General features: G+C 55.0%; 21 protein-coding genes. 17 read left to right on the forward strand and 4 right to left on the reverse strand.

The genetic code is table 11. The annotated features are described in order from the left end of the window. Positions 1 to 1,713 carry an ABC transporter permease gene (locus M8Q36_RS06955; RefSeq protein ID WP_249880422.1) on the forward strand — a complete coding sequence of 571 codons (1,713 nt, stop codon included), beginning with the start codon at positions 1 to 3 and terminating at the stop codon, positions 1,711 to 1,713. After that, positions 1,701 to 2,729: an ABC transporter ATP-binding protein gene (locus M8Q36_RS06960; protein WP_249880423.1), complete on the forward strand. Its 1,029-nt coding sequence runs from the start codon at positions 1,701 to 1,703 to the stop codon at positions 2,727 to 2,729. The genes M8Q36_RS06955 and M8Q36_RS06960 overlap by 13 nt, the downstream gene beginning before the upstream one ends. 32 nt (positions 2,730 to 2,761) lie before the next feature. Here the strand turns inward: M8Q36_RS06960 and M8Q36_RS06965 are convergent, their stop codons facing one another. Continuing rightward, positions 2,762 to 3,568: a dienelactone hydrolase family protein gene (locus tag M8Q36_RS06965; RefSeq protein ID WP_249880424.1), complete on the reverse strand. Its 807-nt coding sequence runs from the start codon at positions 3,566 to 3,568 to the stop codon at positions 2,762 to 2,764. A 259-nt stretch (positions 3,569 to 3,827) separates the two neighbouring features. Here M8Q36_RS06965 and udp point away from each other — a divergent pair, with 259 nt between their 5' ends. The 9 genes from udp to tatD all read left to right on the forward strand — a co-directional run bounded on the left by udp (position 3,828) and on the right by tatD (position 11,758). Next, the gene (udp, locus tag M8Q36_RS06970) at positions 3,828 to 4,589 is read left to right on the forward strand and encodes a uridine phosphorylase (protein WP_193821550.1); all 762 of its coding nucleotides are present in this window, start codon (positions 3,828 to 3,830) and stop codon (positions 4,587 to 4,589) included. A gap of 135 nt (positions 4,590 to 4,724) precedes the next feature. Further along, on the forward strand, positions 4,725 to 6,182 hold the full coding sequence (gene rmuC / locus M8Q36_RS06975; protein ID WP_249880425.1) for a DNA recombination protein RmuC: 1,458 nt from the start codon (positions 4,725 to 4,727) through the stop codon (positions 6,180 to 6,182). A 66-nt stretch (positions 6,183 to 6,248) separates the two neighbouring features. After that, positions 6,249 to 7,004, forward strand: coding sequence for a bifunctional demethylmenaquinone methyltransferase/2-methoxy-6-polyprenyl-1,4-benzoquinol methylase UbiE (gene ubiE, locus M8Q36_RS06980; protein ID WP_020456038.1), 756 nt, complete (start codon positions 6,249 to 6,251; stop codon positions 7,002 to 7,004). An 11-nt stretch (positions 7,005 to 7,015) separates the two neighbouring features. Continuing rightward, positions 7,016 to 7,621, forward strand: coding sequence for a ubiquinone biosynthesis protein UbiJ (gene ubiJ, locus M8Q36_RS06985; protein ID WP_020456039.1), 606 nt, complete (start codon positions 7,016 to 7,018; stop codon positions 7,619 to 7,621). After that, the gene (gene ubiB, locus M8Q36_RS06990; RefSeq protein WP_249880426.1) at positions 7,618 to 9,258 is read left to right on the forward strand and encodes a ubiquinone biosynthesis regulatory protein kinase UbiB; all 1,641 of its coding nucleotides are present in this window, start codon (positions 7,618 to 7,620) and stop codon (positions 9,256 to 9,258) included. Before ubiJ ends, ubiB begins: the two co-directional genes overlap by 4 nt. Positions 9,259 to 9,374: 116 nt before the next feature. Further along, entirely contained in the window at positions 9,375 to 9,638 is a 264-nt protein-coding gene (tatA, locus tag M8Q36_RS06995; protein WP_249880427.1) for a Sec-independent protein translocase subunit TatA, read from the forward strand. Positions 9,639 to 9,641: 3 nt separating this feature from the next. After that, positions 9,642 to 10,166 (forward strand): Sec-independent protein translocase protein TatB, encoded by a 525-nt coding sequence (gene tatB, locus M8Q36_RS07000; protein ID WP_249880428.1) that lies wholly within the window; start codon positions 9,642 to 9,644, stop codon positions 10,164 to 10,166. 2 nt (positions 10,167 to 10,168) lie between these two features. Further along, positions 10,169 to 10,933 carry a Sec-independent protein translocase subunit TatC gene (gene tatC, locus M8Q36_RS07005; protein ID WP_017459759.1) on the forward strand — a complete coding sequence of 255 codons (765 nt, stop codon included), beginning with the start codon at positions 10,169 to 10,171 and terminating at the stop codon, positions 10,931 to 10,933. Positions 10,934 to 10,975: 42 nt separating this feature from the next. Next, the gene (tatD, locus tag M8Q36_RS07010; RefSeq protein ID WP_249880429.1) at positions 10,976 to 11,758 is read left to right on the forward strand and encodes a 3'-5' ssDNA/RNA exonuclease TatD; all 783 of its coding nucleotides are present in this window, start codon (positions 10,976 to 10,978) and stop codon (positions 11,756 to 11,758) included. An 8-nt stretch (positions 11,759 to 11,766) separates the two neighbouring features. On the opposite strand, the gene rfaH is transcribed toward tatD, so the two are convergent. Beyond that, positions 11,767 to 12,255 carry a transcription/translation regulatory transformer protein RfaH gene (gene rfaH / locus M8Q36_RS07015; protein WP_017459761.1) on the reverse strand — a complete coding sequence of 163 codons (489 nt, stop codon included), beginning with the start codon at positions 12,253 to 12,255 and terminating at the stop codon, positions 11,767 to 11,769. A gap of 170 nt (positions 12,256 to 12,425) precedes the next feature. Between rfaH and ubiD the strand changes: the two genes are divergently transcribed. Both ubiD and fre read left to right on the forward strand, forming a co-directional pair. After that, positions 12,426 to 13,934: a 4-hydroxy-3-polyprenylbenzoate decarboxylase gene (gene ubiD, locus M8Q36_RS07020; protein WP_249882727.1), complete on the forward strand. Its 1,509-nt coding sequence runs from the start codon at positions 12,426 to 12,428 to the stop codon at positions 13,932 to 13,934. Then, positions 13,931 to 14,632, forward strand: a complete 702-nt coding sequence (gene fre, locus M8Q36_RS07025) for an NAD(P)H-flavin reductase (protein WP_017459763.1) — start codon at positions 13,931 to 13,933, stop codon at positions 14,630 to 14,632. The genes ubiD and fre overlap by 4 nt, the downstream gene beginning before the upstream one ends. Before the next feature lie 474 nt (positions 14,633 to 15,106). Here fre and fadA read toward each other — a convergent pair whose 3' ends face one another. Together fadA and fadB are read right to left on the reverse strand one after the other, a co-directional pair. Beyond that, positions 15,107 to 16,270 carry an acetyl-CoA C-acyltransferase FadA gene (fadA, locus tag M8Q36_RS07030; protein ID WP_020456046.1) on the reverse strand — a complete coding sequence of 388 codons (1,164 nt, stop codon included), beginning with the start codon at positions 16,268 to 16,270 and terminating at the stop codon, positions 15,107 to 15,109. A 9-nt stretch (positions 16,271 to 16,279) separates the two neighbouring features. Continuing rightward, on the reverse strand, positions 16,280 to 18,469 hold the full coding sequence (gene fadB, locus M8Q36_RS07035) for a fatty acid oxidation complex subunit alpha FadB (RefSeq protein WP_249880430.1): 2,190 nt from the start codon (positions 18,467 to 18,469) through the stop codon (positions 16,280 to 16,282). Positions 18,470 to 18,658: 189 nt separating this feature from the next. On the opposite strand from fadB, the gene pepQ reads away from it, so the two are divergent. From pepQ to hemG, 4 genes are read left to right on the forward strand one after another with little or no spacing between them, the layout of a single operon-like run. Beyond that, complete coding sequence (pepQ, locus tag M8Q36_RS07040; protein ID WP_249880431.1) at positions 18,659 to 19,990, forward strand: Xaa-Pro dipeptidase; 1,332 nt, start codon at positions 18,659 to 18,661, stop codon at positions 19,988 to 19,990. Further along, positions 19,990 to 20,604 (forward strand): IMPACT family protein, encoded by a 615-nt coding sequence (locus tag M8Q36_RS07045; RefSeq protein ID WP_249880432.1) that lies wholly within the window; start codon positions 19,990 to 19,992, stop codon positions 20,602 to 20,604. Before pepQ ends, M8Q36_RS07045 begins: the two co-directional genes overlap by 1 nt. Positions 20,605 to 20,645: 41 nt before the next feature. After that, complete coding sequence (trkH, locus tag M8Q36_RS07050; protein WP_020456050.1) at positions 20,646 to 22,097, forward strand: Trk system potassium transporter TrkH; 1,452 nt, start codon at positions 20,646 to 20,648, stop codon at positions 22,095 to 22,097. Between the two features lie 11 nt (positions 22,098 to 22,108). Beyond that, positions 22,109 to 22,651, forward strand: a complete 543-nt coding sequence (gene hemG / locus M8Q36_RS07055; protein ID WP_249880433.1) for a menaquinone-dependent protoporphyrinogen IX dehydrogenase — start codon at positions 22,109 to 22,111, stop codon at positions 22,649 to 22,651. Positions 22,652 to 22,966 lie beyond the last annotated feature (315 nt).

A 22,966-nucleotide genomic window follows, 5' to 3' on the forward strand; every position in this document is an offset into this window, starting at 1 on the left:
ATGACCAGTATGACGCTGCGCCAGCACGCCAGCGGCGGCCCGGCAAAAGGGCTGCTCTGGCTGTTATTGTTTCTTGTTGCGCTACTGAGCCTGCTGCCCAGCCTGCGGTTGCTGGTCTCTGCGCTGGTTGACGGGCGCCACGGCAGCGACAGCAGTTTGTGGCGCGTGTTGAGTAACCCTTCCACCTGGCTTGCGCTGTGGCACAGCCTGTATACCAGTGGGCTGGGCATGCTGCTGTCACTGCTGCTGGGTAGCCTGTTCGCTTTTTGCCTGGCGCTGACCAATATCCGCCTCAAACAGCTGTGGGTATTTCTGTTTATGCTGCCGATGATGATCCCGCCGCAGGTCACCGCGTTAAGCTGGCTGCAACTTTTGGGGCCGGGCAGCATCTTGCTCAATAGCATTGGTCTTGCGCCAGGGTTTGGCAGCAGCAACCCGCTCTATTCTGCCGAGGGAATTGCGCTGCTGCTCGGTATTCAGCATACGCCGCTGGTGTTTCTGGCGCTGCGCACCCAGCTACAGTGTTTGCCAAAAGAGCATATTGAAGCCGCACGATTACACGGCGCATCGTTGTGGCGGGTGTTCTTCGACATTGTGTTGCCGCTGTGCCGTACTGCATTGTGGGCCGGGGCGGCGATCGCGTTTGTTTCGGCGCTCGGTAATTTTGGTATTCCGGCGATGCTGGGCATCCCGATTTCCTACTTTGTACTGCCTGTGTATATCTATCAGACGCTTTCCAGCTTTGGCCCGGCGATGCTGAACGACGTGGCGGCGCTGTCGGTGCTGATGGGGATGCTGGCAATTGGCATTGTCACGCTGCAAGGCCACATGCAGCGGCGTTATGCGCTGCCGCTGATTGGCATGGCGGGGCGCGCGCTGGGTTTCACCCTCGGCAAATGGCGGCTGGCGGTCGAGTTATTATTGGCGGCGGTGTTGTGTGTCATCCTGCTCGCGCCGCTGCTGGCGCTGATTACCACCTCGCTGGTGCCGACACTTGGCGTCGCGCTGAATAGTGAAACGCTTACCTTTGCCGCCTGGAGAGGGATCTTTGATGCGCAAAGCGCCACGTTACGCGCGCTCAGCAACAGCCTGTTTTTATCGATCTCTGCCGCCCTGGTGTTGATGCTGCTCAGCCTGCCGCTGGCGTGGCTGCTGGTGCGCTACCCGACCCGGCCGTTGCGCTGGTTGTATTTAATTATCGACATTCCTTATACCTTGCCCGGCGTGGTGCTGGCGATTGCCTGTATTCTGCTGTTTGCTCGCCCATTGCCGCTGATCGATGTCAGCCTTAGCGGCACGCTGGGCATTATCTTTTTCGCCTACCTCGCACGTTTCCTCACGGTTTGTCTGAAGCCAGTGCACAGCAGCATGCTGCAACTGGATCCCGCAATGGAAGAAGCCGCCAGCCTTGCCGGGGCGAATTTCTCTCAGCGGCTGCGCCATATCGTCCTGCCGTTGCTGGCACCGGCGGCGTTTGCCGGGGCGTTGCTGGTATTCCTCACAGCGGTGAATGAACTCACCGTCTCGGCGCTGCTGTGGAGCGCCGGGAAAGAGACGCTGGGCGTGGTGATTTTTAACCTTGATGAGAGCGGCGATAAGGTGCTGGCATCGGCGCTTTCCGTGCTGGTTGTCATTCTGGTGGCGCTGGTAATGCTGCTACTCAGCGCGCTTGGCCGCTATTTACCGAAAGGAGTGATCCCTTGGCAGAGCTGAGACTGGAACATCTACGCAAAGCGTTTGCCGATCAGACCGTGGTGCGGGATATCAATCTGACCATTCCGCAGGGGGCGTTTACCGCCCTGTTGGGGCCAAGCGGCTGCGGCAAAACCACCACGCTGCGTATTCTTGCCGGGCTGGAGACATTGAGCGAAGGGCGCTTATGGCTGGGCGATCGTCTGCTGGCGGATAAAACGCTGCACACACCGCCAGAGCAGCGCGATATGGGGATGGTCTTTCAGTCTTACGCGTTGTGGCCGCATATGACGGTTGCCGAGAACGTTGGCTACCCGCTAAAGCTGCGCAATGTGAACGGCGCTGCGCGTCACAAGCAGGTGATGGACGCGCTGGAGGTGGTTGAACTGGGTGCTTACGCCGCACGTTCGCCGCAAGAGTTAAGCGGTGGTCAGCGTCAACGCGTGGCGCTGGCGCGCTGTCTGGTCGCAGAACCACAAGTGGTGCTGCTTGATGAACCACTGGCGAATCTCGATCGCCATCTGCGTGCCACCATGGAACAGACTTTCCGTGATTTTCATCGCCGTACTGGCGCGACGTTTGTCTATGTCACCCATGATCAGGCGGAAGCGATGGCGCTCGCCAGCCATATCGCGGTAATGCACCAGGGCGAACTGATGCAGTGGGGCGCACCGCAAGCGCTGTATCAGCAGCCGCAGAATGGTTGGGTGGCGCGTTTTATTGGTAAAGGCAGCGTGCTGATGCTGGCGACGCCCGCCGGGGTACAGCAACTGGATGGCGCGCAAATGCATGCTGGGTTGGCGCATACTGGCGCGGATCTTCACCAGCCAGTGCTGGTTCGCCCCGAACATGTGCAGGTAACGAGTGAGGGTCTGAGCGCTGAGGTACAAAGCTGCATTTATCAGGGCGAGCGCTATTTGCTTGATTTACGCCTGCGCGATGGGCAAACGCTGAGTGCCTTTCATCATGCGCCGCTGCAATGCAAACAGGTCGTGGCGGTACGTTTGACCCAGGGCTGGCGTCTCGAAGCAGCATGAGCTGCGCCGGGCATTTACTCCGGCGCACACCGTCACTTTTTACTGTACTGCGCAAACCATGCCAGCATCCGCTGCCAGCCATCAGCGGCGGATTCTGCGTGATAGCTCGGACGATAGTCCGCATTAAGCGCGTGGCCCGCTTCGGGGTAGACGATGATTTCCGCTTTGGCGTTCGCGGCTCTCAGCGACTGGCGCATGGTTTCCACGCTCTCCAGCGGAATGCCGGTATCCTGTGCGCCATATAAACCGAGCACTGGCGCGGTAAGTTCAGTGGCAATATCCACCGGATGGCGCGGAGAATTGAGCGATTTCTCCCCCACCAGCTTGCCATACCAGGCGACAGCGGCTTTCAACTGCGGATTGTGCGCGGCGTACAGCCAGGCGATACGCCCGCCCCAGCAAAAACCGGTCACTAAGAGTTGGTGAGCGTTCCCGCCGTTACGCGCCGCCCAGCTGGCGACGTGATCCAAATCGGCAAGCACTTGCGCGTCCGGTACTTTGCTTACCAGGCCGCTCAGCAGGGTTTGAATATCGGCAAAATCATTTGGATCGCCCTGACGGAAATAGAGCTCCGGCGCGATGGCGAGGTAGCCTTCCAGCGCCAGACGGCGGCACAGATCGCGAATATGCTCATGCACGCCGAAAATTTCCTGTACCACAATGACAATCGGCAAGGGACCTTCTGCATTTTTCGGTCGGGCGTGAAAAGCGGGCATATTTTCGCCCTGTGTCGGAATAGACGTTTCGCCTGCGATTAAGGCGTCTTCCGACGTATGAACAACGGTTGAAGCAAGGGGTGAAGCCGCAGGTGCAAAGCCTGGTGTGTTGTTGGTTGTCATGGCATTCTCCATACCTTTTTTAGCGCTTCAATAACTATAGACGGGAAGAGTTGCCGCGCGCGCAAATCACCGTGCCGTAGACTATCTTTGCTGCTGAGTTGTGGGATATGGCGTGTTAATGTGATGTAAATCACTAATTTATGGAAATGAAATGCAATCAGTTTCATTCATGGTGATATCAGTCACGAAATTATGTCCGTGCCTTCTGTAAAGTATCTTTTTGCCTCTACTGATAAAACCGACCACAGAGGAGTCTGTTATGTCCAAGTCTGATGTTTTTCATCTCGGCCTCACCAAAAACGATTTACAAGGGGCTACGCTGGCCATCGTCCCTGGCGATCCGGAGCGTGTGGAAAAGATCGCCGCGCTGATGGATAAGCCGGTTAAACTGGCATCCCACCGCGAATTCACCAGCTGGCGTGCAGAGCTGGATGGCAAACCGGTTATCGTTTGCTCCACCGGCATCGGCGGCCCGTCAACCTCTATCGCCGTAGAAGAGCTGGCGCAGCTTGGCATCCGCACTTTCCTGCGCGTGGGCACCACCGGTGCGATTCAGCCGCACATTAATGTTGGCGACGTGCTGATCACCACCGCCTCCGTGCGCCTTGACGGCGCGAGCCTGCACTTTGCGCCGATGGAATACCCGGCAGTGGCGGATTTTGAGTGCACTACCGCGCTGGTTGCCGCAGCGGATGCGATTGGCGCAACGAAACATATCGGCGTTACCGCCTCTTCTGACACCTTCTACCCAGGCCAGGAGCGTTACGACACCTTCTCTGGTCGCGTGGTGAACCGCTTTAAAGGTTCCATGGAAGAGTGGCAGTCCATGGGCGTGATGAACTATGAAATGGAATCCGCCACGCTGCTGACCATGTGCGCAAGCCAGGGGCTGCGTGCCGGTATGGTTGCCGGTGTGATTGTAAACCGCACCCAGCAAGAGATCCCGAATGCGGAAACCATGAAGCAGACCGAAAGCCACGCGGTGAAAATCGTGGTGGAAGCGGCGCGTCGTCTTCTGTAATTCACCTTCCCATTTGCTAAGGCCGACGCGTTCGGCCTTTTCTTTTTGCGTACTGCTTCGCAGGAAAACCCCTTCCAAACTGGACGTTTATACAGCACAATCCTCCGCTATATGCGTTATCACGAAGGGGACGTGGTGGACACTTCAATCATCGTCATGGCAGCCGTTGCGCTGGCGGGTTTACTGGTCGGCTGGCTGGCAGCAAGCTGGCGCGGGGCGCAGCAGCAGGCGGATCTGCTCGCGGAGCAGCGAGATGTCTTTAGCGAACTGAGCGCCGCCCGGCAGCAGATAACCCAAAACGAACACTGGCGCGAAGAGTGCGAGCTGCTCAATAACGAGCTGCGTAGCCTGCAACATATCAATAGCTCGCTGGAAGCAGATTTGCGCGAGGTAACGACCCGGCTCGAATCTACGCAGTTACATGCCGAAGAGAAGTTGCGCCAGATGCACAGCAGCGAGCAGCGCTTGAGCGAACAGTTCGAAAATCTCGCTAACCGCATCTTTGAGCAGAGCAATCGCCGCGTCGATGAACAAAACCGACAAAGTCTGAACGGTCTGCTAATGCCGCTGCGCGAGCAGCTTGATGGCTTTCGTCGCCAGGTGCAGGAGAGTTTTGGTCAGGAAGCGCGTGAACGGCATACGCTGGCGCATGAAATTCGCAATCTGCAACAGCTGAATGCCCAGATGGCGCAGGAAGCGATAAACCTGACGCGCGCGCTGAAAGGCGATAACAAAACTCAGGGTAACTGGGGCGAAGTGGTGCTGACCCGCGTGCTGGAAGCCTCTGGTTTACGTGAAGGTTATGAATACGAAACCCAGGTCAGTATTGAAAATGACCATCGCGCGCGGATGCAGCCGGATGTGATCGTGCGTCTGCCGCAGGGCAAAGACGTGGTTATCGACGCCAAAATGACGCTGGTTGCCTATGAGCGTTACTTCAATGCCGACGACGACTTTACGCGCGAAAGCGCGTTACAGGAACATATCGCCTCGGTACGCAACCATATTCGTCTGCTTGGTCGTAAGGATTATCAGCAACTGCCGGGGCTGCGCAGCCTGGATTATGTGTTGATGTTTATCCCGGTGGAGCCGGCCTTTCTGATTGCGCTGGACAGGCAGCCCGAACTGATCACCGAAGCGCTGAAAAACAACATTATGCTGGTCAGCCCGACGACACTGCTGGTGGCGCTACGCACCATCACCAACCTGTGGCGTTATGAACACCAAAGCCGCAATGCGCAGCAGATCGCGGAGCGGGCGAGCCGCCTGTATGACAAAATGCGCCTGTTCGTTGACGATATGTCATCCATTGGCCAGAGTCTGGATAAAGCGCAGGACAATTACCGTCAGGCGATGAAAAAACTGAGTTCCGGGCGCGGCAATTTGCTGGCTCAGGCAGAGGCGTTTCGCGGGCTCGGTGTCGAAATCAAACGCGAGATTAATCCGGAATTGGCGGCGCAAGCAGAGGATCAGGACGAAGAGTTCCGTTTGCGTTCCGGGCAAAACGATTCCCTCGATTGCTTTGAAGACAATGCATTAGATAGCATGGCCGCGGGCGATGAGCCTGAATCGAAGGCTTCTTCGGGTGGTTGAATCGTAGGGCAATCGCCTCCAATCTGATACACTTCACAAACAATTTCTTGAATAGCAGGCACTAAGATGGCGGAAGATTCAAAAGAGACAACACACTTTGGTTTTCAGACCGTCGCCAAAGAAAACAAAGCCGACATGGTGGCGCATGTCTTCCATTCGGTCGCGTCAAAATATGACGTGATGAACGATCTGATGTCGATGGGCATTCACCGTTTATGGAAGCGCTTTACCATTGATTGCAGCGGCGTGCGTCGCGGGCAGAAAGTTCTCGATCTGGCCGGTGGTACGGGCGATCTGACGGCGAAGTTCTCCCGCCTGGTGGGCGAAACCGGCCAGGTTGTGCTGGCCGATATTAACGATTCGATGCTGAAAATGGGGCGCGAAAAACTGCGCAACCTCGGCGTGATCGGTAACGTAGAATATGTGCAGGCAAATGCTGAAGCCTTGCCGTTCCCGGACAATACTTTCGACTGCATCACCATCTCGTTTGGTTTGCGTAATGTGACGGAAAAAGAGAAAGCGCTGCGCTCCATGTTCCGCGTTTTGAAACCGGGCGGCCGCCTGCTGGTGCTCGAATTTTCCAAGCCAATTATTGAACCGCTAAGCAAAGCTTATGACGCTTACTCTTTCCACGTTCTGCCGCGTATTGGTCAACTGGTAGCAAACGATGCGGAAAGCTATCGTTATCTTGCCGAATCTATCCGTATGCATCCCGATCAGGACACCCTGAAAGCGATGATGCAGGACGCCGGTTTCGAAAACGTCGATTACTACAACATGACGGCCGGTATCGTTGCTCTGCACCGTGGCTACAAATTCTGACAGGAGTGCGTATGCCTTTTAAGCCGATGGTTGCCGCCGGAATTGAACGTGTATTGAATACGTTTTTATACCGTGAAGGCGCGCTGAAACCCGCGCGCCAGCGTTTGCATGGCAAGGTGTTGCGCGTAGTGCTGCAAGAGTTCTCTTCCCCCTTTGTGCTGGTGTTCAGTGAGCGCCAGATTGATGTATTAGGCGAGTGGGAAGGGGAGGCCGACTGTTCCGTGATTACGCAACTGCGGGTACTGCCGAAGCTGCGTGACCGCCAGCAGCTGACCGCGCTTATTCGCAGCGGCGAGCTGGAAGTGCAGGGCGATATACAGGTGGTGCAAAACCTGGTTTCGCTGATGGATTTGGCGGAATTCGATCCTGCCGAGATCCTCGCACCATGGACAGGCGATATCGCCGCCGAGGGGATCAGTAAATTCCTGCGCGGCGGGGCACGCTTTCTGCAACACGGTTTTCAACGCCAGCAACGCTATGTCGCTGAAGTGCTGACGGAAGAGTGGCGCCTTGCGCCGGGCGCACTGGAAGTTGCCTGGTTTGCTGAAGAAACGGCTGCTGTGGAAAGGGCTGCGGATGCCTTAGCCAAACGCCTGGATAAACTGGAGGGCAAATGACGCCTGGAGAATTACGGCGCCTCTATTTCATCATCCAAACCTTTTTAAGTTACGGGCTTGATGAGCTCATTCCCAAAATGCGTATCACTCTGCCGCTGCGGTTATGGCGGCGGACGCTGTTCTGGATGCCAAACCGGCACAAAGAAAAATTGCTTGGGGAACGCCTGCGTCTTGCCTTGCAGGAACTGGGGCCGGTGTGGATTAAATTCGGGCAAATGTTGTCTACTCGCCGCGATTTATTCCCGCCGCTGATTGCCGATCAACTGGCAATGTTGCAGGACCGCGTTGCGCCTTTCGATGGTCATCTCGCCAAAAAGCAGATTGAAAAAGCGATGGGTGATCTGCCGGTGGAAACCTGGTTTGATGACTTCGCCATTGAACCGCTGGCCTCTGCGTCCATTGCGCAGGTGCATACAGCACGGTTGAAAGAGAGTGGCAAAGAGGTGGTGATTAAGGTCATCCGCCCGGACATCCTGCCGGTGATCAAAGCGGATTTGAAACTGATTTACCGCCTGGCGGGCTGGGTTCCACGCCTGTTACCGGATGGTCGTCGCCTGCGCCCGCGTGAAGTGGTGCGAGAGTATGAGAAGACGCTGATTGATGAGCTGGATCTGCTGCGTGAAGCCGCTAACGCGATCCAATTGCGCCGCAACTTTGAAAACAGCCCAATGCTGTACGTGCCGGAAATCTACTCGGATTATTGCAGCCAAAATATGCTGGTAATGGAGCGTATTTATGGCATTCCGGTTTCCGATGTGGCGGCGCTGGAGAAAAACGGCACCAATTTAAAATTGCTGGCCGAACGCGGTGTGCAGGTCTTTTTCACCCAGGTTTTCCGCGACAGTTTTTTCCATGCCGACATGCATCCTGGCAACATTTTCGTCAGCTACGATCACCCGGAAGATCCGCAATATATCGGTATTGACTGCGGTATTGTCGGTTCGCTGAACAAAGAAGATAAGCGCTACCTGGCGGAAAACTTTATTGCCTTCTTTAACCGCGACTATCGCAAAGTGGCGGAGCTGCATGTGGATTCAGGCTGGGTTCCGCCGGATACCAATGTAGAAGAGTTCGAGTTTGCCATTCGCACCGTGTGTGAGCCGATCTTTGAAAAGCCGCTGGCGGAAATCTCCTTTGGGCATGTGCTGCTCAACCTCTTCAATACGGCACGTCGCTTTAATATGGAAGTGCAGCCGCAACTGGTCCTGTTGCAGAAAACCTTGCTCTATATCGAAGGTGTCGGCCGTCAGCTCTATCCGCAACTGGATTTATGGAAAACCGCGAAACCTTTCCTTGAAACGTGGATCAAAGATCAGGTGGGTATTCCAGCGCTGGTCAGAGCGCTGAAAGAGAAAGGCCCATTCTGGATCGAGAAAATGCCGGAAATTCCTGAACTGATCTACAACGGGTTGCAGCAAGGCAAGCATTTGCAGCAAAGCGTGGATAAGATTGCCAATGAATTACAGGTAAACCATGTTCGGCAGGGGCAATCTCGTTATCTGTTTGGTATCGGCGCGACCTTATTATTGAGCGGCACATTGTTACTGATTAATCGACCAGAGTGGGGTTTAACGCCTGCATGGCTAATGGTAGGTGGCGTTCTGGCCTGGTTTGTGGGTTGGTATAAAACACGTTAAGCGAAACGCCGCCCGGGTGGGCCTGGTGCACAGAAGCTGTCAACAAAGAGGCAGCTTAATGGATAAAGTGTATACTGGGGCCTGTTTTTAACATCATCTGTTACAGAGGACTATGTATGGGTGGTATCAGCATTTGGCAGTTGTTGATTATTGCGGTCATCGTTGTGCTGCTGTTTGGCACCAAAAAACTCGGTTCTATTGGTTCCGACCTTGGCGCATCCATTAAAGGCTTCAAAAAGGCCATGGGTGATGACGATAAAGAGGGAAAGCAGGATAAATCGGCACAAGATGCTGATTTTACGGCAAAGTCTCTTTCCGACAGCAAGACATCCGACGACGCTAAAAAAGACGAAAAACGTCACGACAAAGAGCAGGTGTAATTCGTGTTCGATATAGGTTTTGGCGAACTGTTACTCGTTTTCATCATTGGCCTGGTGGTATTAGGGCCGCAACGGCTGCCCGTGGCTGTGCGCACGGTGGCGGGCTGGGTTCGCGCGCTGCGCTCGCTGGCAACGACGGTGCAGAATGAACTGACGCAGGAACTGAAGCTGCAGGAGTTCCAGGACAGCCTGAAAAAGGTGGAAAAAGCGAGCCTGGAAAACCTGACGCCAGAGTTAAAGCAGTCGATGGATGAGCTGCGCCAGGCGGCGGAATCGATGAAACGCTCCTATAGCGCTAACGATGCCGAAAAAGCCAGTGATGAAGCTCATACCATCCATAACCCGGTGGTGAAAGATAACGACGCGCAGCATGAAGGCGTTACGCCAGCCGCCGCTGAAAACCAGGCCAGTTCACCGCAGCAAGTCCCCGATGCTGCAGAAACGAAAAAAGCGCCGCAGGTGACTACCACGGTGCAAACGGCCTCGCCGGTTTCCGACTCCACACCTTCTTCAAGTGATAAATCCTGAACATGGCTGTAGACGATACCCAACCGCTGATCGCACACCTTATTGAGCTGCGTAAGCGTCTGCTGAACTGCATTATCGCCGTTATCGTGATTTTCCTCGCGCTGGTTTACTTCGCGAATGATATCTATCAGCTGGTTTCAGCACCGCTCATCAAGCAGATGCCATTGGGCGCGACGATGATTGCCACCGACGTGGCCTCACCGTTTTTTACGCCGATCAAGCTAACCTTTATGGTGTCGCTGATCCTTTCCGCGCCGGTCATTTTGTATCAGGTCTGGGCGTTTGTCGCTCCGGCGTTATACAAGCATGAACGTCGTCTGGTGGTGCCACTGCTGGTTTCCAGTTCGTTGCTGTTTTACATCGGTATGGCATTCGCCTATTTCGTAGTGTTCCCGCTGGCCTTCGGTTTCCTGACACACACCGCGCCGGAAGGCGTGCAGGTTTCTACCGATATTGCCAGTTATCTTAGCTTCGTGATGGCGCTGTTTATGGCTTTCGGCGTTTCGTTTGAAGTGCCGGTTGCTATTGTGCTGCTGTGCTGGATGGGCGTGACCACACCTGCCGATCTGCGGCAAAAACGTCCGTACGTTTTGGTCGGCGCGTTCGTTGTCGGTATGTTATTGACGCCGCCGGATGTCTTCTCGCAGACCTTACTGGCAATCCCGATGTATTGCCTGTTCGAAGTCGGCGTCTTTTTTGCTCGCTTCTATGTCGGCAAGCGCCGCATTCCGGACGAAGAGAACGAAACAGAAACCAGCGAAGAGTAATTACCAGCCGCCCGACAGGGCGGTTGTTGTATGGGAAAAAGCATGTTTGATATCGGTGTGAATTTAACCAGCAGCCAGTTTGCAAAAGAGCGGGATGACATCGTGGCGCGGGCGCAAGCGGCGGGTGTGACGGGTATGCTCATTACCGGAACTAACCTGCATGAAAGCCAGCAGGCACAGCAACTTGCTCAACGCTATCGTCATTGCTGGTCCACTGCCGGTGTGCATCCGCATGACAGTAGTGGCTGGACCGATGAAACCGCAGAGGCGATCCGCACGCTGGCCGCTACAGCGGTAGTCGTTGCCGTGGGTGAATGTGGGCTGGATTTCAACCGCAATTTTTCGACGCCGCAGGAGCAGGAGTACGCTTTCGGTGCGCAGCTGTCGCTGGCCGCCGAGCTAAACATGCCGGTGTTTCTGCACTGCCGCGATGCGCATGAACGGTTCCTGGCGCTGCTGGATCCGTGGCTGGATAAGTTGCCTGGTGCGGTGCTGCACTGTTTCACCGGTTCGGCGCAGGAAGCACGAGAGTGTCTCGATCGCGGCATCTACTTAGGCATTACCGGCTGGGTGTGCGATGAACGTCGCGGGCTGGAATTACGTGAAGTGGTTCCGCTGATCCCCGCCGGGCAGCTATTGATTGAAACCGATGCGCCCTACTTGTTGCCGCGCGATCTCAAACCAAAGCCTGCGTCGCGGCGTAATGAACCGGCCCTGTTAGGGCATATTCTTGCCACAGTTGCCGGGCTTCGTGGGGAAGAGACTCAGTGGCTAGGTTCAGTAACGGATCAGAACGTGCGACGGTTATTCGGCGTGGATTTTTAACGCGACGCTCACGCCTTGCGAAAATCGGTGTTCTTGACGCTTTGCAGTACCTGCTTGTTAAGCAGGTGGAGTAAGAGCATGGAGCGCGCCTCGCCGTCCGGCTCTTTAAAGATTGCCTGTAAACCTTCGAGTGCGCCCTCGGTGATCACCACATCATCGCCTGGATAAGGCGTGTCAGGGTCGGTAATCCCTTCTGGCTGATAAAGAGAAAGTTGCTGAATAACGGATTGCGGAACGGTTGCCGGATGCATACCAAAGCGGACGAAATGGCTGACGCCGCGCGTGGCGTTGATCGTGGTGGTATGAATCACCTCAGGATCAAACTCCACAAACAAATAGTTCGGGAAAAGAGGTTCGTTCACTGTTGTGCGTTTGCCGCGCACCATTTTTTCCAGTGCAATCATAGGCGTCAGACAGCTAACCGCCTGGCGTTCTAAGTGTTCCTGGGCGCGCTGGAGCTGGCCACGTTTGCAGTAAAGTAGATACCAGGATCGCATAATGACTCTTTTCCGTAAGTTCGGGCGCAAGAATATCAAAACCGCAGCATGATGGCTAAGTTGATTATAACCTGCGCCAAAAGATGTCGTTGTAATTCACGCAGATTTAACAAAAATACAGCAACCGCCGGGCGAACACCGTATAATATGCCCCTTACCTGGAGGCGATAATAGACCGCATGAAATACAACGACCTACGCGACTTCCTGACCCTGCTTGAGCAGCAGGGCGAGCTGAAACGCATCACTCTTCCGGTTGACCCTTATCTGGAAATGACGGAAATAGCCGATCGCACGCTGCGTGCGGGTGGCCCGGCGTTGTTATTTGAAAATCCCAAAGGCTACACCATGCCAGTGCTGTGCAACTTATTTGGCACGCCGCGCCGCGTAGCGCTGGGCATGGGGCAAGAGGATGTCAGCGCGTTGCGGGACGTGGGCAAACTGCTGGCATTTCTCAAAGAACCGGAGCCGCCAAAAGGTTTTCGCGATCTCTTTGATAAACTGCCGCAGTTTAAGCAAGTGCTGAACATGCCGACAAAGCGTCTGCGCGGTGCTCCTTGCCAGCAAAAAGTGGTGCAGGGTGATGATGTTGATCTGCGCAACATCCCGATTATGCAGTGCTGGCCCGAAGACGCCGCGCCGCTGATCACCTGGGGGTTGACCGTGACGCGTGGCCCGCACAAAGAGCGACAGAACCTGGGTATTTATCGCCAACAGCTGATCGGTAAAAACAAATTAATCATGCGCTGGCTTTCCCATCGCGGCGGCGCGCTCGATTTCCAGGAGTGGCAGGCAGCGCATCCTAGCGAACGTTTCCCGGTTGCGGTGGCGCTGGGTGCCGATCCGGCAACCATTCTTGGCGCGGTCACGCCGGTGCCGGATACGCTGTCTGAATATGCTTTCGCCGGGTTACTGCGCGGCACAAAAACCGAAGTGGTGAAATGCGTATCAAGCGATCTTGAAGTTCCGGCCAGTGCAGAAATCGTGCTGGAAGGCTATATTGAGCCGGGTGAGATGGCGCCGGAAGGCCCGTATGGCGATCACACCGGTTATTACAATGAAGTTGATAATTTCCCGGTGTTTACGGTTACCCATATTACGCAGCGCGAAGATGCGATTTACCACTCCACTTATACTGGCCGTCCGCCAGATGAGCCGGCAGTGCTGGGCGTGGCGCTAAACGAAGTGTTCGTGCCGATCCTGCAAAAGCAGTTCCCGGAAATCGTTGATTTTTACCTGCCGCCGGAAGGGTGCTCCTATCGCCTGGCGGTAGTCACCATGAAGAAACAGTATCCCGGTCACGCCAAGCGCGTAATGATGGGCGTCTGGTCTTTCCTGCGTCAGTTTATGTACACCAAGTTTGTGATCGTGTGCGATGACGATGTGAACGCCCGCGACTGGAATGACGTTATTTGGGCGATTACCACCCGAATGGATCCTGCGAGGGATACGGTTCTGGTGGAAAACACGCCGATTGATTATCTGGATTTTGCCTCGCCGGTTTCCGGACTGGGCTCCAAAATGGGACTGGATGCCACCAATAAATGGCCGGGCGAGACCCAGCGTGAATGGGGCCGCCCCATCAAGAAAGACCCGGAAGTTACGGCAAGAATCGACGCCATCTGGGATGAACTGGCCATACTGAACGACGAAAATAGACCCGACAGAGAGAGCGCATGACAACCTTAAGCTGTAAAGTGACCTCGGTAGAGGCCATCACTGATACCGTATATCGTGTCCGTTTAGTGCCGGAGGCGGCTTTTTCGTTCCGCGCGGGCCAGTATCTGATGGTGGTGATGGATGAGCGAGACAAGCGCCCGTTCTCTATGGCCTCGACGCCGGATCAGCATGATTTTATCGAACTGCATATTGGCGCGTCTGAGCTGAATCTCTACGCGATGGCGGTGATGGATCGCATTCTGAAAGATCGGGAAATCGTTATCGATATTCCGCACGGCGAGGCCTGGCTGCGTGACGATGAAGAGCGTCCGATGGTGCTGATTGCCGGTGGTACCGGCTTCTCGTATGTCCGCTCTATTTTGCTGACTTCTCTGGCGCAAAACCCGAATCGTGACATCACCATTTACTGGGGTGGTCGCGAAGAGAAACATCTCTACGATTTAAGCGAGCTGGAAGCGTTATCGGTGGATCATCCGAATCTGCGTGTTGTGCCCGTCGTTGAGCAGCCGGAAGCGGGCTGGCGCGGCCGCTCTGGCACTGTGCTGGCTGCGGTATTGCAGGATTTCGGTTCGCTGGCCGAGCACGATATCTATATTGCAGGCCGTTTCGAGATGGCGAAAATTGCCCGCGATCTGTTCTGTAATGAGCGCGGTGCACGTGAAGATCGCCTGTTTGGCGATGCGTTTGCGTTTATCTAAGCCTGTCTTCACCTTTGTCACTCTGGCCGCGCTGGCTGCCTTCGCTTTCCCCGGTCACATAGTTCACTATGCTGCCGGGGAATGATTTATTCCTGCCCTGATCTGCCGCCAGCAGCTTTGATATCGCCTTTTCTCTTTACTCTATGCGGTGGTTGCCTGCCGGATAACAGAAATAAAAAACCCGCCCCTGACAGGCGGGAAGAACGGCAACTAAACCTTCTCTTTACCCTTGACGCCATCGCGTGTTGGCTACTTTCGCTCACCCCGGTTACATACCACTATGCTGCCGGGTATTCATTCAGTTGCCGCCTTGCTCTGGCACCAATGGCTTGACAGACCTTTTCTCTTTGCCCTAATCGCCATCCGCACTGCTGGCTGCTTTTGCTCACCCCGGCTGCACGCCGGGGATCCGCTCTGTTGCTGCCTTGCTCTGGCGTTCATGGTATTGAGATAGCACTTTTCCTGCCTGAAGCGCTAAACGCGTTCAAACACCGTAGCGATCCCCTGACCTAACCCGATGCACATGGTCGCCAGACCAAATTGTGCGTCTTTACGTTCCATCAGGTTCAGCAGCGTGGTGCTGATACGTGTTCCGGAGCATCCCAGCGGGTGACCAAGCGCAATCGCGCCGCCGTTGAGGTTGATCTTCTCATCGATCTGCTCCATAAGGCCCAGATCTTTAATACACGGCAGGATCTGCGCGGCAAACGCTTCATTCATCTCAAACAGGTCGATATCGCTGGCGGTCAATCCGGCTTTTTTCAGCGCCAGTTGAGAGGCCGGAACCGGGCCATAGCCCATGATCGACGGATCGCAGCCAACCACCGCCATCGAACGAATGCGCGCGCGCGGCTTCAGACCTAGCTCACGGGCGCGGCTCTCGCTCATCACCAGCATGGCTGATGCACCGTCTGACAACGCGGAAGAGGTGCCAGCGGTAACGGTGCCGCTTACCGGATCAAAGGCCGGGCGCAGCGTTGACAGTGCTTCGACTGTGGTTTCCGGGCGGATCACTTCGTCATAGGTAAACTGTTTCAGTACGCCGTCCGCATCGTGGCCGCCGGTAGGGATCAACTCATTTTTGAACGCACCGGATTGCGTCGCAGCCCAGGCGCGAGCATGGGAGCGAGCGGCAAAGGCATCCTGCATTTCACGGCTGATGCCGTGCATGCGCGATAACATTTCAGCAGTCAGCCCCATCATTCCCGCCGCTTTCGCAACGTTACGGCTCATGCCCGGATGAAAATCAACGCCGTGACTCATCGGTACATGGCCCATATGTTCCACGCCGCCGACCATACAAACCTGCGCATCGCCGGTCATGATCATGCGCGCGGCATCGTGCAACGCCTGCATTGAGGAGCCGCACAGACGGTTAACCGTTACGGCGGGGACAGAATGTGGGATCTCAGCCAGCAGCGCGGCGTTACGGGCAATGTTGAAGCCCTGTTCCAGCGTCTGCTGCACACAACCCCAGTAAATGTCGTCGATGGCGGTGGCGTCCAGCGCCGGGTTACGCGCCAGCAGGCTACGCATCAGGTGAGCGGAAAGATCTTCCGCCCGCACATTGCGAAATGCGCCGCCTTTTGAACGGCCCATCGGGGTGCGAATCGCATCGACAATGACAACGTGTTCCATTGTGACTCCTTAAGCCGTTTTCAAATCGCCCACCGGGCGCGCAGGTTCAACCGCAGGATAGTAAGGTTCGTTGTGGCGCGCTTTTTCACGCAGCCCGGCCGGCACTTCATACAGCGGGCCAAGGTGCTGATAATGCTGCGCCATATCGAGGTATTTCGCGCTGCCGATGGTATCCAGCCAGCGGAACGCACCACCGTGGAACGGAGGGAAGCCCAGGCCGTAAACCAGCGCCATATCTGCTTCTGCGGGGCTGGCGATAATGCCTTCTTCAAGGCAGCGCACCACTTCGTTGACCATTGGGATCATCATGCGCGCGATAATGTCGTCGTCGCTGAAGTCGTTTTTGCCTTTGCTGATTTCCGCCAGCATACCGTCCACGGCGCTGTCTTCTTCTTTCTTCGGTTTGCCTTTGCTGTCTTCTTTATAGCGCCAGAAACCGAGGCCATTCTTCTGTCCAAAGCGGTTAGCGTCGAACAGCGCGTCAATCGCATCGCGATAATCTTTTTGCATCCGCTGCGGGAATCCAGCCGCCATCACTGCTTGTGCGTGATGCGCGGTGTCAATGCCCACGACATCCAGCAGATAAGCCGGACCCATCGGCCAGCCGAACTGTTTTTCCATCACTTTGTCGACTTTGCGGAAATCCGCGCCGTCGCGCAGCAACTGGCTGAAACCGGCAAAGTAGGGGAACAGCACGCGGTTCACAAAGAAGCCGGGGCAGTCGTTGACCACAATCGGCGTTTTGCCCATTTTGCTCGCCCAGGCCACCACTTTCGCGATGGTGTCGTCAGAGGTTTTCTCGCCGCGAATGACCTCAACCAGCGGCATACGGTGCACCGGGTTGAAGAAGTGCATGCCGCAGAAATTTTCCGGCCGCTTCAGCACACTTGCCAGTTCGCTGATGGGAATGGTCGAGGTGTTGGAGGCCAAAACGGTATCCGGGCGAACCTTGTCTTCAGTTTCCGCCAGCACCGCTTTTTTCACTTTCGGGTTTTCTACTACCGCTTCAACCACCACATCGACACGCTCAAAACCAGAGTATTCCAGCGTCGGCTGAATAGTGGCAATCACGTTCGCCAGCTTCAAGCCATCGATCTTGCCGCGTTCAAGCTGCTTATTCAGCAACTTGCCAGCTTCATTAATGCCAAGCGCGAGGGATTTCTCATTGATATCTTTCATTAATACCGGCACGCCTTTCCAGGCCGACTGGTAAGCGATACCACCGCCCATAATGCCTGCACCCAGCACAGCAGCATGTTTTGGCGTTTCAGTATCTTTGGTGAGTTTCTTCGCTTTGCCTTTTACATACTGGTCATTGAGGAAAATGCCGACCAGCGCGCGGGCTTCGTTGGTATGTGCGAGCGGAACAAAACTCTGGTTTTCCAGCTTCAGCGCTTCCTCGCGGCCAAATCTGGCGGCGGCTTCAATGGTTTTGACCGCCGTGATCGGCGCCGGGTAATGTTTTCCGGCGGTTTGCATCACCATGCCTTTGGCGATGGTAAAGCTCATGGCGGCTTCGATTTTACTGAGCTTCAACGGCTCCAGTTTCGGCTGGCGTTTGGCTTTCCAGTCGAGATCGCCATTAATCCCCTGACGCAGGATCGCCACCGCGCCATCGCGCAATTTCTCCGGTTTGACGATGCCATCGACCAGTCCGATTTTCAGCGCTTGTTCCGCGCCGACATCTTTCCCGGCGGCGATGATCTCCAGTGCGCTATCGGCACCCAGCAAACGTGGCATACGCACCGATCCGCCAAAGCCTGGCATAATGCCGAGTTTGGTTTCCGGCAGGCCAATGCGCAGATCCGGCGTGGCTAAGCGGTAGTCTGTCGCCAGCACACATTCGCAGCCGCCACCGAGGGCATAGCCATTTACGGCAGAGATCGTCGGGACAGGTAGATCTTCCAGACGGTTAAAGACGCTGTTGGCGAAGTGCAGCCATTGGCTCAACTGTTCTTCCGGGACCAGGAACAGGGAGAGGAATTCGGTGATATCGGCACCGACAATAAAGGCCGCTTTTTCCGAGCGCAGCAGCAGCCCTTTTAAATCTGATTGCTTTTCCAGCACGCCCAACGCTTCGCCAAGGCTGGCGACGGTAGCGGTATCAAGCTTGTTAACTGAGCCAGGCGCATCGAACACCAGTTCGGCGATGCCGTCTTCCAGCCAGTCGAGGTACAGGTTATTGCCTTTGTAGAGCATGTCAGTCTCCTGAATCCAGCGGTGATCTGGTCGTACCAGATGAAGCGGAGTGTGGTTTTTATGTTAATAAAATGCAAACAACTCATTAAAAAAATGCAGCGCCGATCACGCTCGGCGGAAATCACTCAGTTGCGGGTAGGTGTGCTAAGATGCGAAAACTTGAGGTCACAAGAAACAGAAGGAAAAACGATGGACTCACTGGCTGAACTTTATAAAAATCATATTGTTACTTTACAGGAACGCACCCGTGATGTGCTGGCTCGGTTTAAACTCGACGCATTACTTATTCACTCCGGCGAGTTGTTTAACGTCTTTCTTGATGACCATCCTTATCCGTTTAAAGTGAACCCGCAATTTAAAGCCTGGGTGCCGGTAACGCAGGTGCCGAACTGCTGGCTGCTGGTTGATGGCGTAAATAAACCGAAGCTGTGGTTCTACTTGCCGGTGGACTACTGGCACAACGTAGAGCCGCTGCCGACCAGTTTCTGGACCGAAGAGATTGACGTTATTGCGCTGCCAAAAGCGGACAGTATTGGCAACCAACTGCCAGCCGCACGTGGCAACATCGCTTATATTGGGCCTGTTGCGGAACGCGCGTTGAGCCTTGATATTGCGGCAAGCAATATCAACCCGAAAGGGGTGATCGATTATCTGCACTATTACCGCGCGTATAAAACCGATTATGAACTGGCGTGCATGCGTGAAGCGCAGAAGACGGCGGTGATTGGTCATCGCGCCGCGCATGAGGCGTTCCAGTCCGGCATGAGCGAGTTCGACATCAACCTCGCCTATCTGACCGCCACCGGCCATCGCGATACTGACGTGCCTTATGGCAACATTGTGGCGCTGAACGAACACGCCGCTGTGCTGCATTACACCAGGCTCGACCACCGCGCACCGGCGGAAATGCGCAGTTTCTTGCTGGATGCTGGTGCGGAATACAACGGCTATGCCGCTGACCTGACGCGTACCTGGGCGGCGAACAGCGACACCGATTACGCGCAACTGGTGAAAGACGTTAATGATGAACAACTGGCGCTGATTGCCACCATGAAAGCGGGTGTCAATTACGTGGAGTACCATGTGCAGTTCCATCAGCGCATCGCGAAGTTGCTGCGTCGCCACCAAATCATCACCGATATCAGTGAAGAAGCCATGGTTGAGGAGGACATTACCGGGCCGTTTATGCCGCACGGTATTGGTCACCCGCTTGGCTTGCAAGTGCATGATGTCGCTGGTTTTATGCAAGACGACAGCGGTACGCATCTGGCTGCGCCATCGAAATACCCGTATCTGCGCTGCACGCGTGTGATGGAACCGCGCATGGTGCTGACCATCGAGCCGGGTATTTACTTTATTGAGTCGCTGTTAGCGCCGTGGCGCGATGGCCCGCTCAGCAAGCACTTTAACTGGCAGAAGATTGATGCGCTGAAACCGTTTGGCGGCATTCGTATTGAAGATAACGTGGTTATCCACGAAAACAGCATTGAAAACATGACGCGGGACCAGAAGCTGGCGTAATGGAGAGCTGGCTGATCCCGGCGGCACCGGTCACCTTTAGCGAGGAGATCAAAAAGAGCCGCTTTATTACGCTGCTGGCGCATACGGACGGTGTTGACGCAGCAAAAGCGTTTGTTGACGCGGTTCGGGCGGAACATCCGGACGCGCGTCATCACTGTATAGCGTGGGTCGCTGGCGCGCCGGATGATTCGCAGCAGTTAGGCTTTTCTGACGATGGCGAACCGGCAGGCACGGCGGGTAAACCGATACTCTCGCAGTTAATGGGCAGCGGTATCGGCGAAATTACCGCCGTAGTTGTGCGATATTATGGCGGCGTGCTGCTGGGAACCGGTGGGCTGGTGAAAGCTTATGGCGGCGGGGTGCAGCAGGCGTTAAGCCTGTTAACCACCGTCCGCAAAATGCCATTAACCGAATATACTTTGTGGTGCGATTACGCACAGCTCGCCGGAGTTGAAACGCTGCTTGGGCAATTTGAGGGGAAAATTGTCGCAAGCGAGTATCAGGCCTCCGTGCGTCTGCGAGTGGCGCTTCCTCACAGCAGACTGGACGCATTTTCAGCAAGGCTTGCGGATTTTAGTCGTGGCGCATTGCAATTGTTAAAAACTGAAGAATAATCCCCCACCTGATTTTCTGAACACCTAAGGAAGCGGCAGAGATGCAATTTCGCGCCATAACCCGAATCGTTGGACTGCTGGTTATCCTCTTTTCCGGAACGATGATCTTACCCGGACTGGTAGCCCTTATTTACCGCGATGGTGCGGGTCGTGCATTTACCCAGACCTTTTTCGCTGCGCTGGTGATTGGCTCCATCCTGTGGTGGCCAAACCGTCGGGAGAAAAAGGAACTGAAATCCCGCGAAGGCTTTTTGATCGTCGTGCTGTTCTGGACCGTACTGGGGAGTGTGGGTGCGCTGCCGTTTATTTTCTCGGAAAGCCCGAACCTGACGGTGACCGACGCCTTTTTTGAATCCTTCTCTGGCCTGACGACAACCGGGGCCACCACGCTGGTGGGGCTGGATTCGTTGCCGCATGCCATCCTCTTCTACCGCCAGATGCTGCAATGGTTTGGTGGGATGGGGATCATTGTCCTGGCGGTCGCGATACTGCCGATTCTTGGCGTGGGGGGGATGCAGCTTTACCGCGCGGAGATGCCAGGACCACTGAAAGATAACAAAATGCGCCCGCGTATTGCCGAAACGGCAAAAACGCTGTGGCTTATTTATGTGTTGCTGACCGTAGCGTGCGCGCTGGCGCTGTGGTTTGCCGGGATGCCCGCTTTTGATGCCATCGGCCATAGCTTTGCGACCATCGCCATTGGCGGCTTCTCGACACATGATGCCAGCGTGGGTTATTTCAATAGCCCAACTATTAATACCATCATTGCTATCTTCTTATTGATCTCCGGCTGTAATTACGGCCTGCACTTCTCTTTGCTGAGCGGGCGCAGCCTGAAAGTTTACTGGCGCGATCCTGAATTCAGAATGTTTATCGGCGTGCAACTGACGCTGGTGGTGATCTGCACCGTGGTGCTGTGGTTCCACGATGTTTACAGCTCTGCGGTAACGACGGTGAACCAGGCTTTCTTTCAGGTGGTGTCGATGGCGACCACTGCCGGGTTTACCACTGACAGTATTGCTCGTTGGCCGCTGTTCTTGCCGGTGCTGCTACTGTGTTCGGCGTTTATTGGTGGCTGTGCGGGTTCTACCGGTGGTGGTTTGAAAGTGATCCGTATATTGCTGCTGTTCAAACAGGGTAACCGCGAGCTGAAACGTCTGGTGCACCCGAATGCGGTTTACAGCATTAAGCTGGGGAATCGCGCCTTGCCGGAACGTATTCTTGAAGCGGTGTGGGGGTTCTTCTCTGCTTATGCGCTGGTGTTTATTGTCAGCATGCTGGCGATTATCGCCACAGGCGTGGATGACTTTTCTGCTTTTGCTTCCGTTGTCGCCACGCTGAATAACCTGGGGCCAGGGCTGGGCGTAGTTGCTGATAACTTCGCGAGCATGAACCCGGTGGCGAAGTGGATCCTCATCGCGAATATGTTGTTTGGTCGCCTTGAAGTCTTCACACTGTTGGTACTGTTTACCCCAACTTTCTGGCGCGAATAAGGGAGTGTGACGTGAAAACATTGATTCTATTTTCGACCCGGGATGGGCAAACGCGGGAAATCGCCTCTTATCTGGCCTCCGAGCTGAAAGAGCTTGGTGTCTATGCTGATGTGGTGAACCTGAACCGTACGCCAGATATTGAATGGGATAACTACGAGCGCGTGGTGATTGGTGCATCTATCCGTTACGGCCATTTCCACCCGGCGCTGGCGAGCTTTGTGAAAAAGCACCTGCAGCAGTTGAATGCGCTCCCGAGCGCGTTCTACTCCGTTAACCTTGTTGCGCGTAAGCCTGAGAAGAGCTCTCCGCAAACCAATAGCTATACACGCAAATTTTTACTCTCTTCACCGTGGCAGCCAGATCAGTGTGCGGTGTTTGCCGGTGCGCTGCGTTATCCACATTATCGCTGGTATGACCGCTTGATGATTCAACTGATTATGAAGATGACCGGCGGAGAAACGAATCCCACGAAGGAAGTTGTCTATACCAACTGGCAGCATGTGGCGAGTTTTGCCCGCGAAATCGCTCAATTAAAATGCAAATCGACCGATTAGCGGCCGTTGCGACTGAAAATTAAGCGAACGAAAACTTTTTTTAAATTTATGCTTGTCAGCGGGAATTAACTCCCTATAATGCGCCTCCACTGACACGGCACAACGGCAAACACACCGGCCTGTCAGGTGAAGAAATCTGAAAATAAACAGTTGACTTCACAGCGGGAAAGCGTAGTATACGCAACCCGCGCCGCAGCAAAAAGCGAGGCGGCACTGCTCTTTAACAATTTATCAGACAATCTGTGTGGGCACTCAGGGTGACTGGATTCTTGAACGTCCTCGGACGAAAAATGAATACCAAGTCTCAACGAGTGA

It is taken from the genome of Kosakonia sp. R1.Fl (assembly GCF_023516815.1).
GTDB lineage: Bacteria > Pseudomonadota > Gammaproteobacteria > Enterobacterales > Enterobacteriaceae > Kosakonia.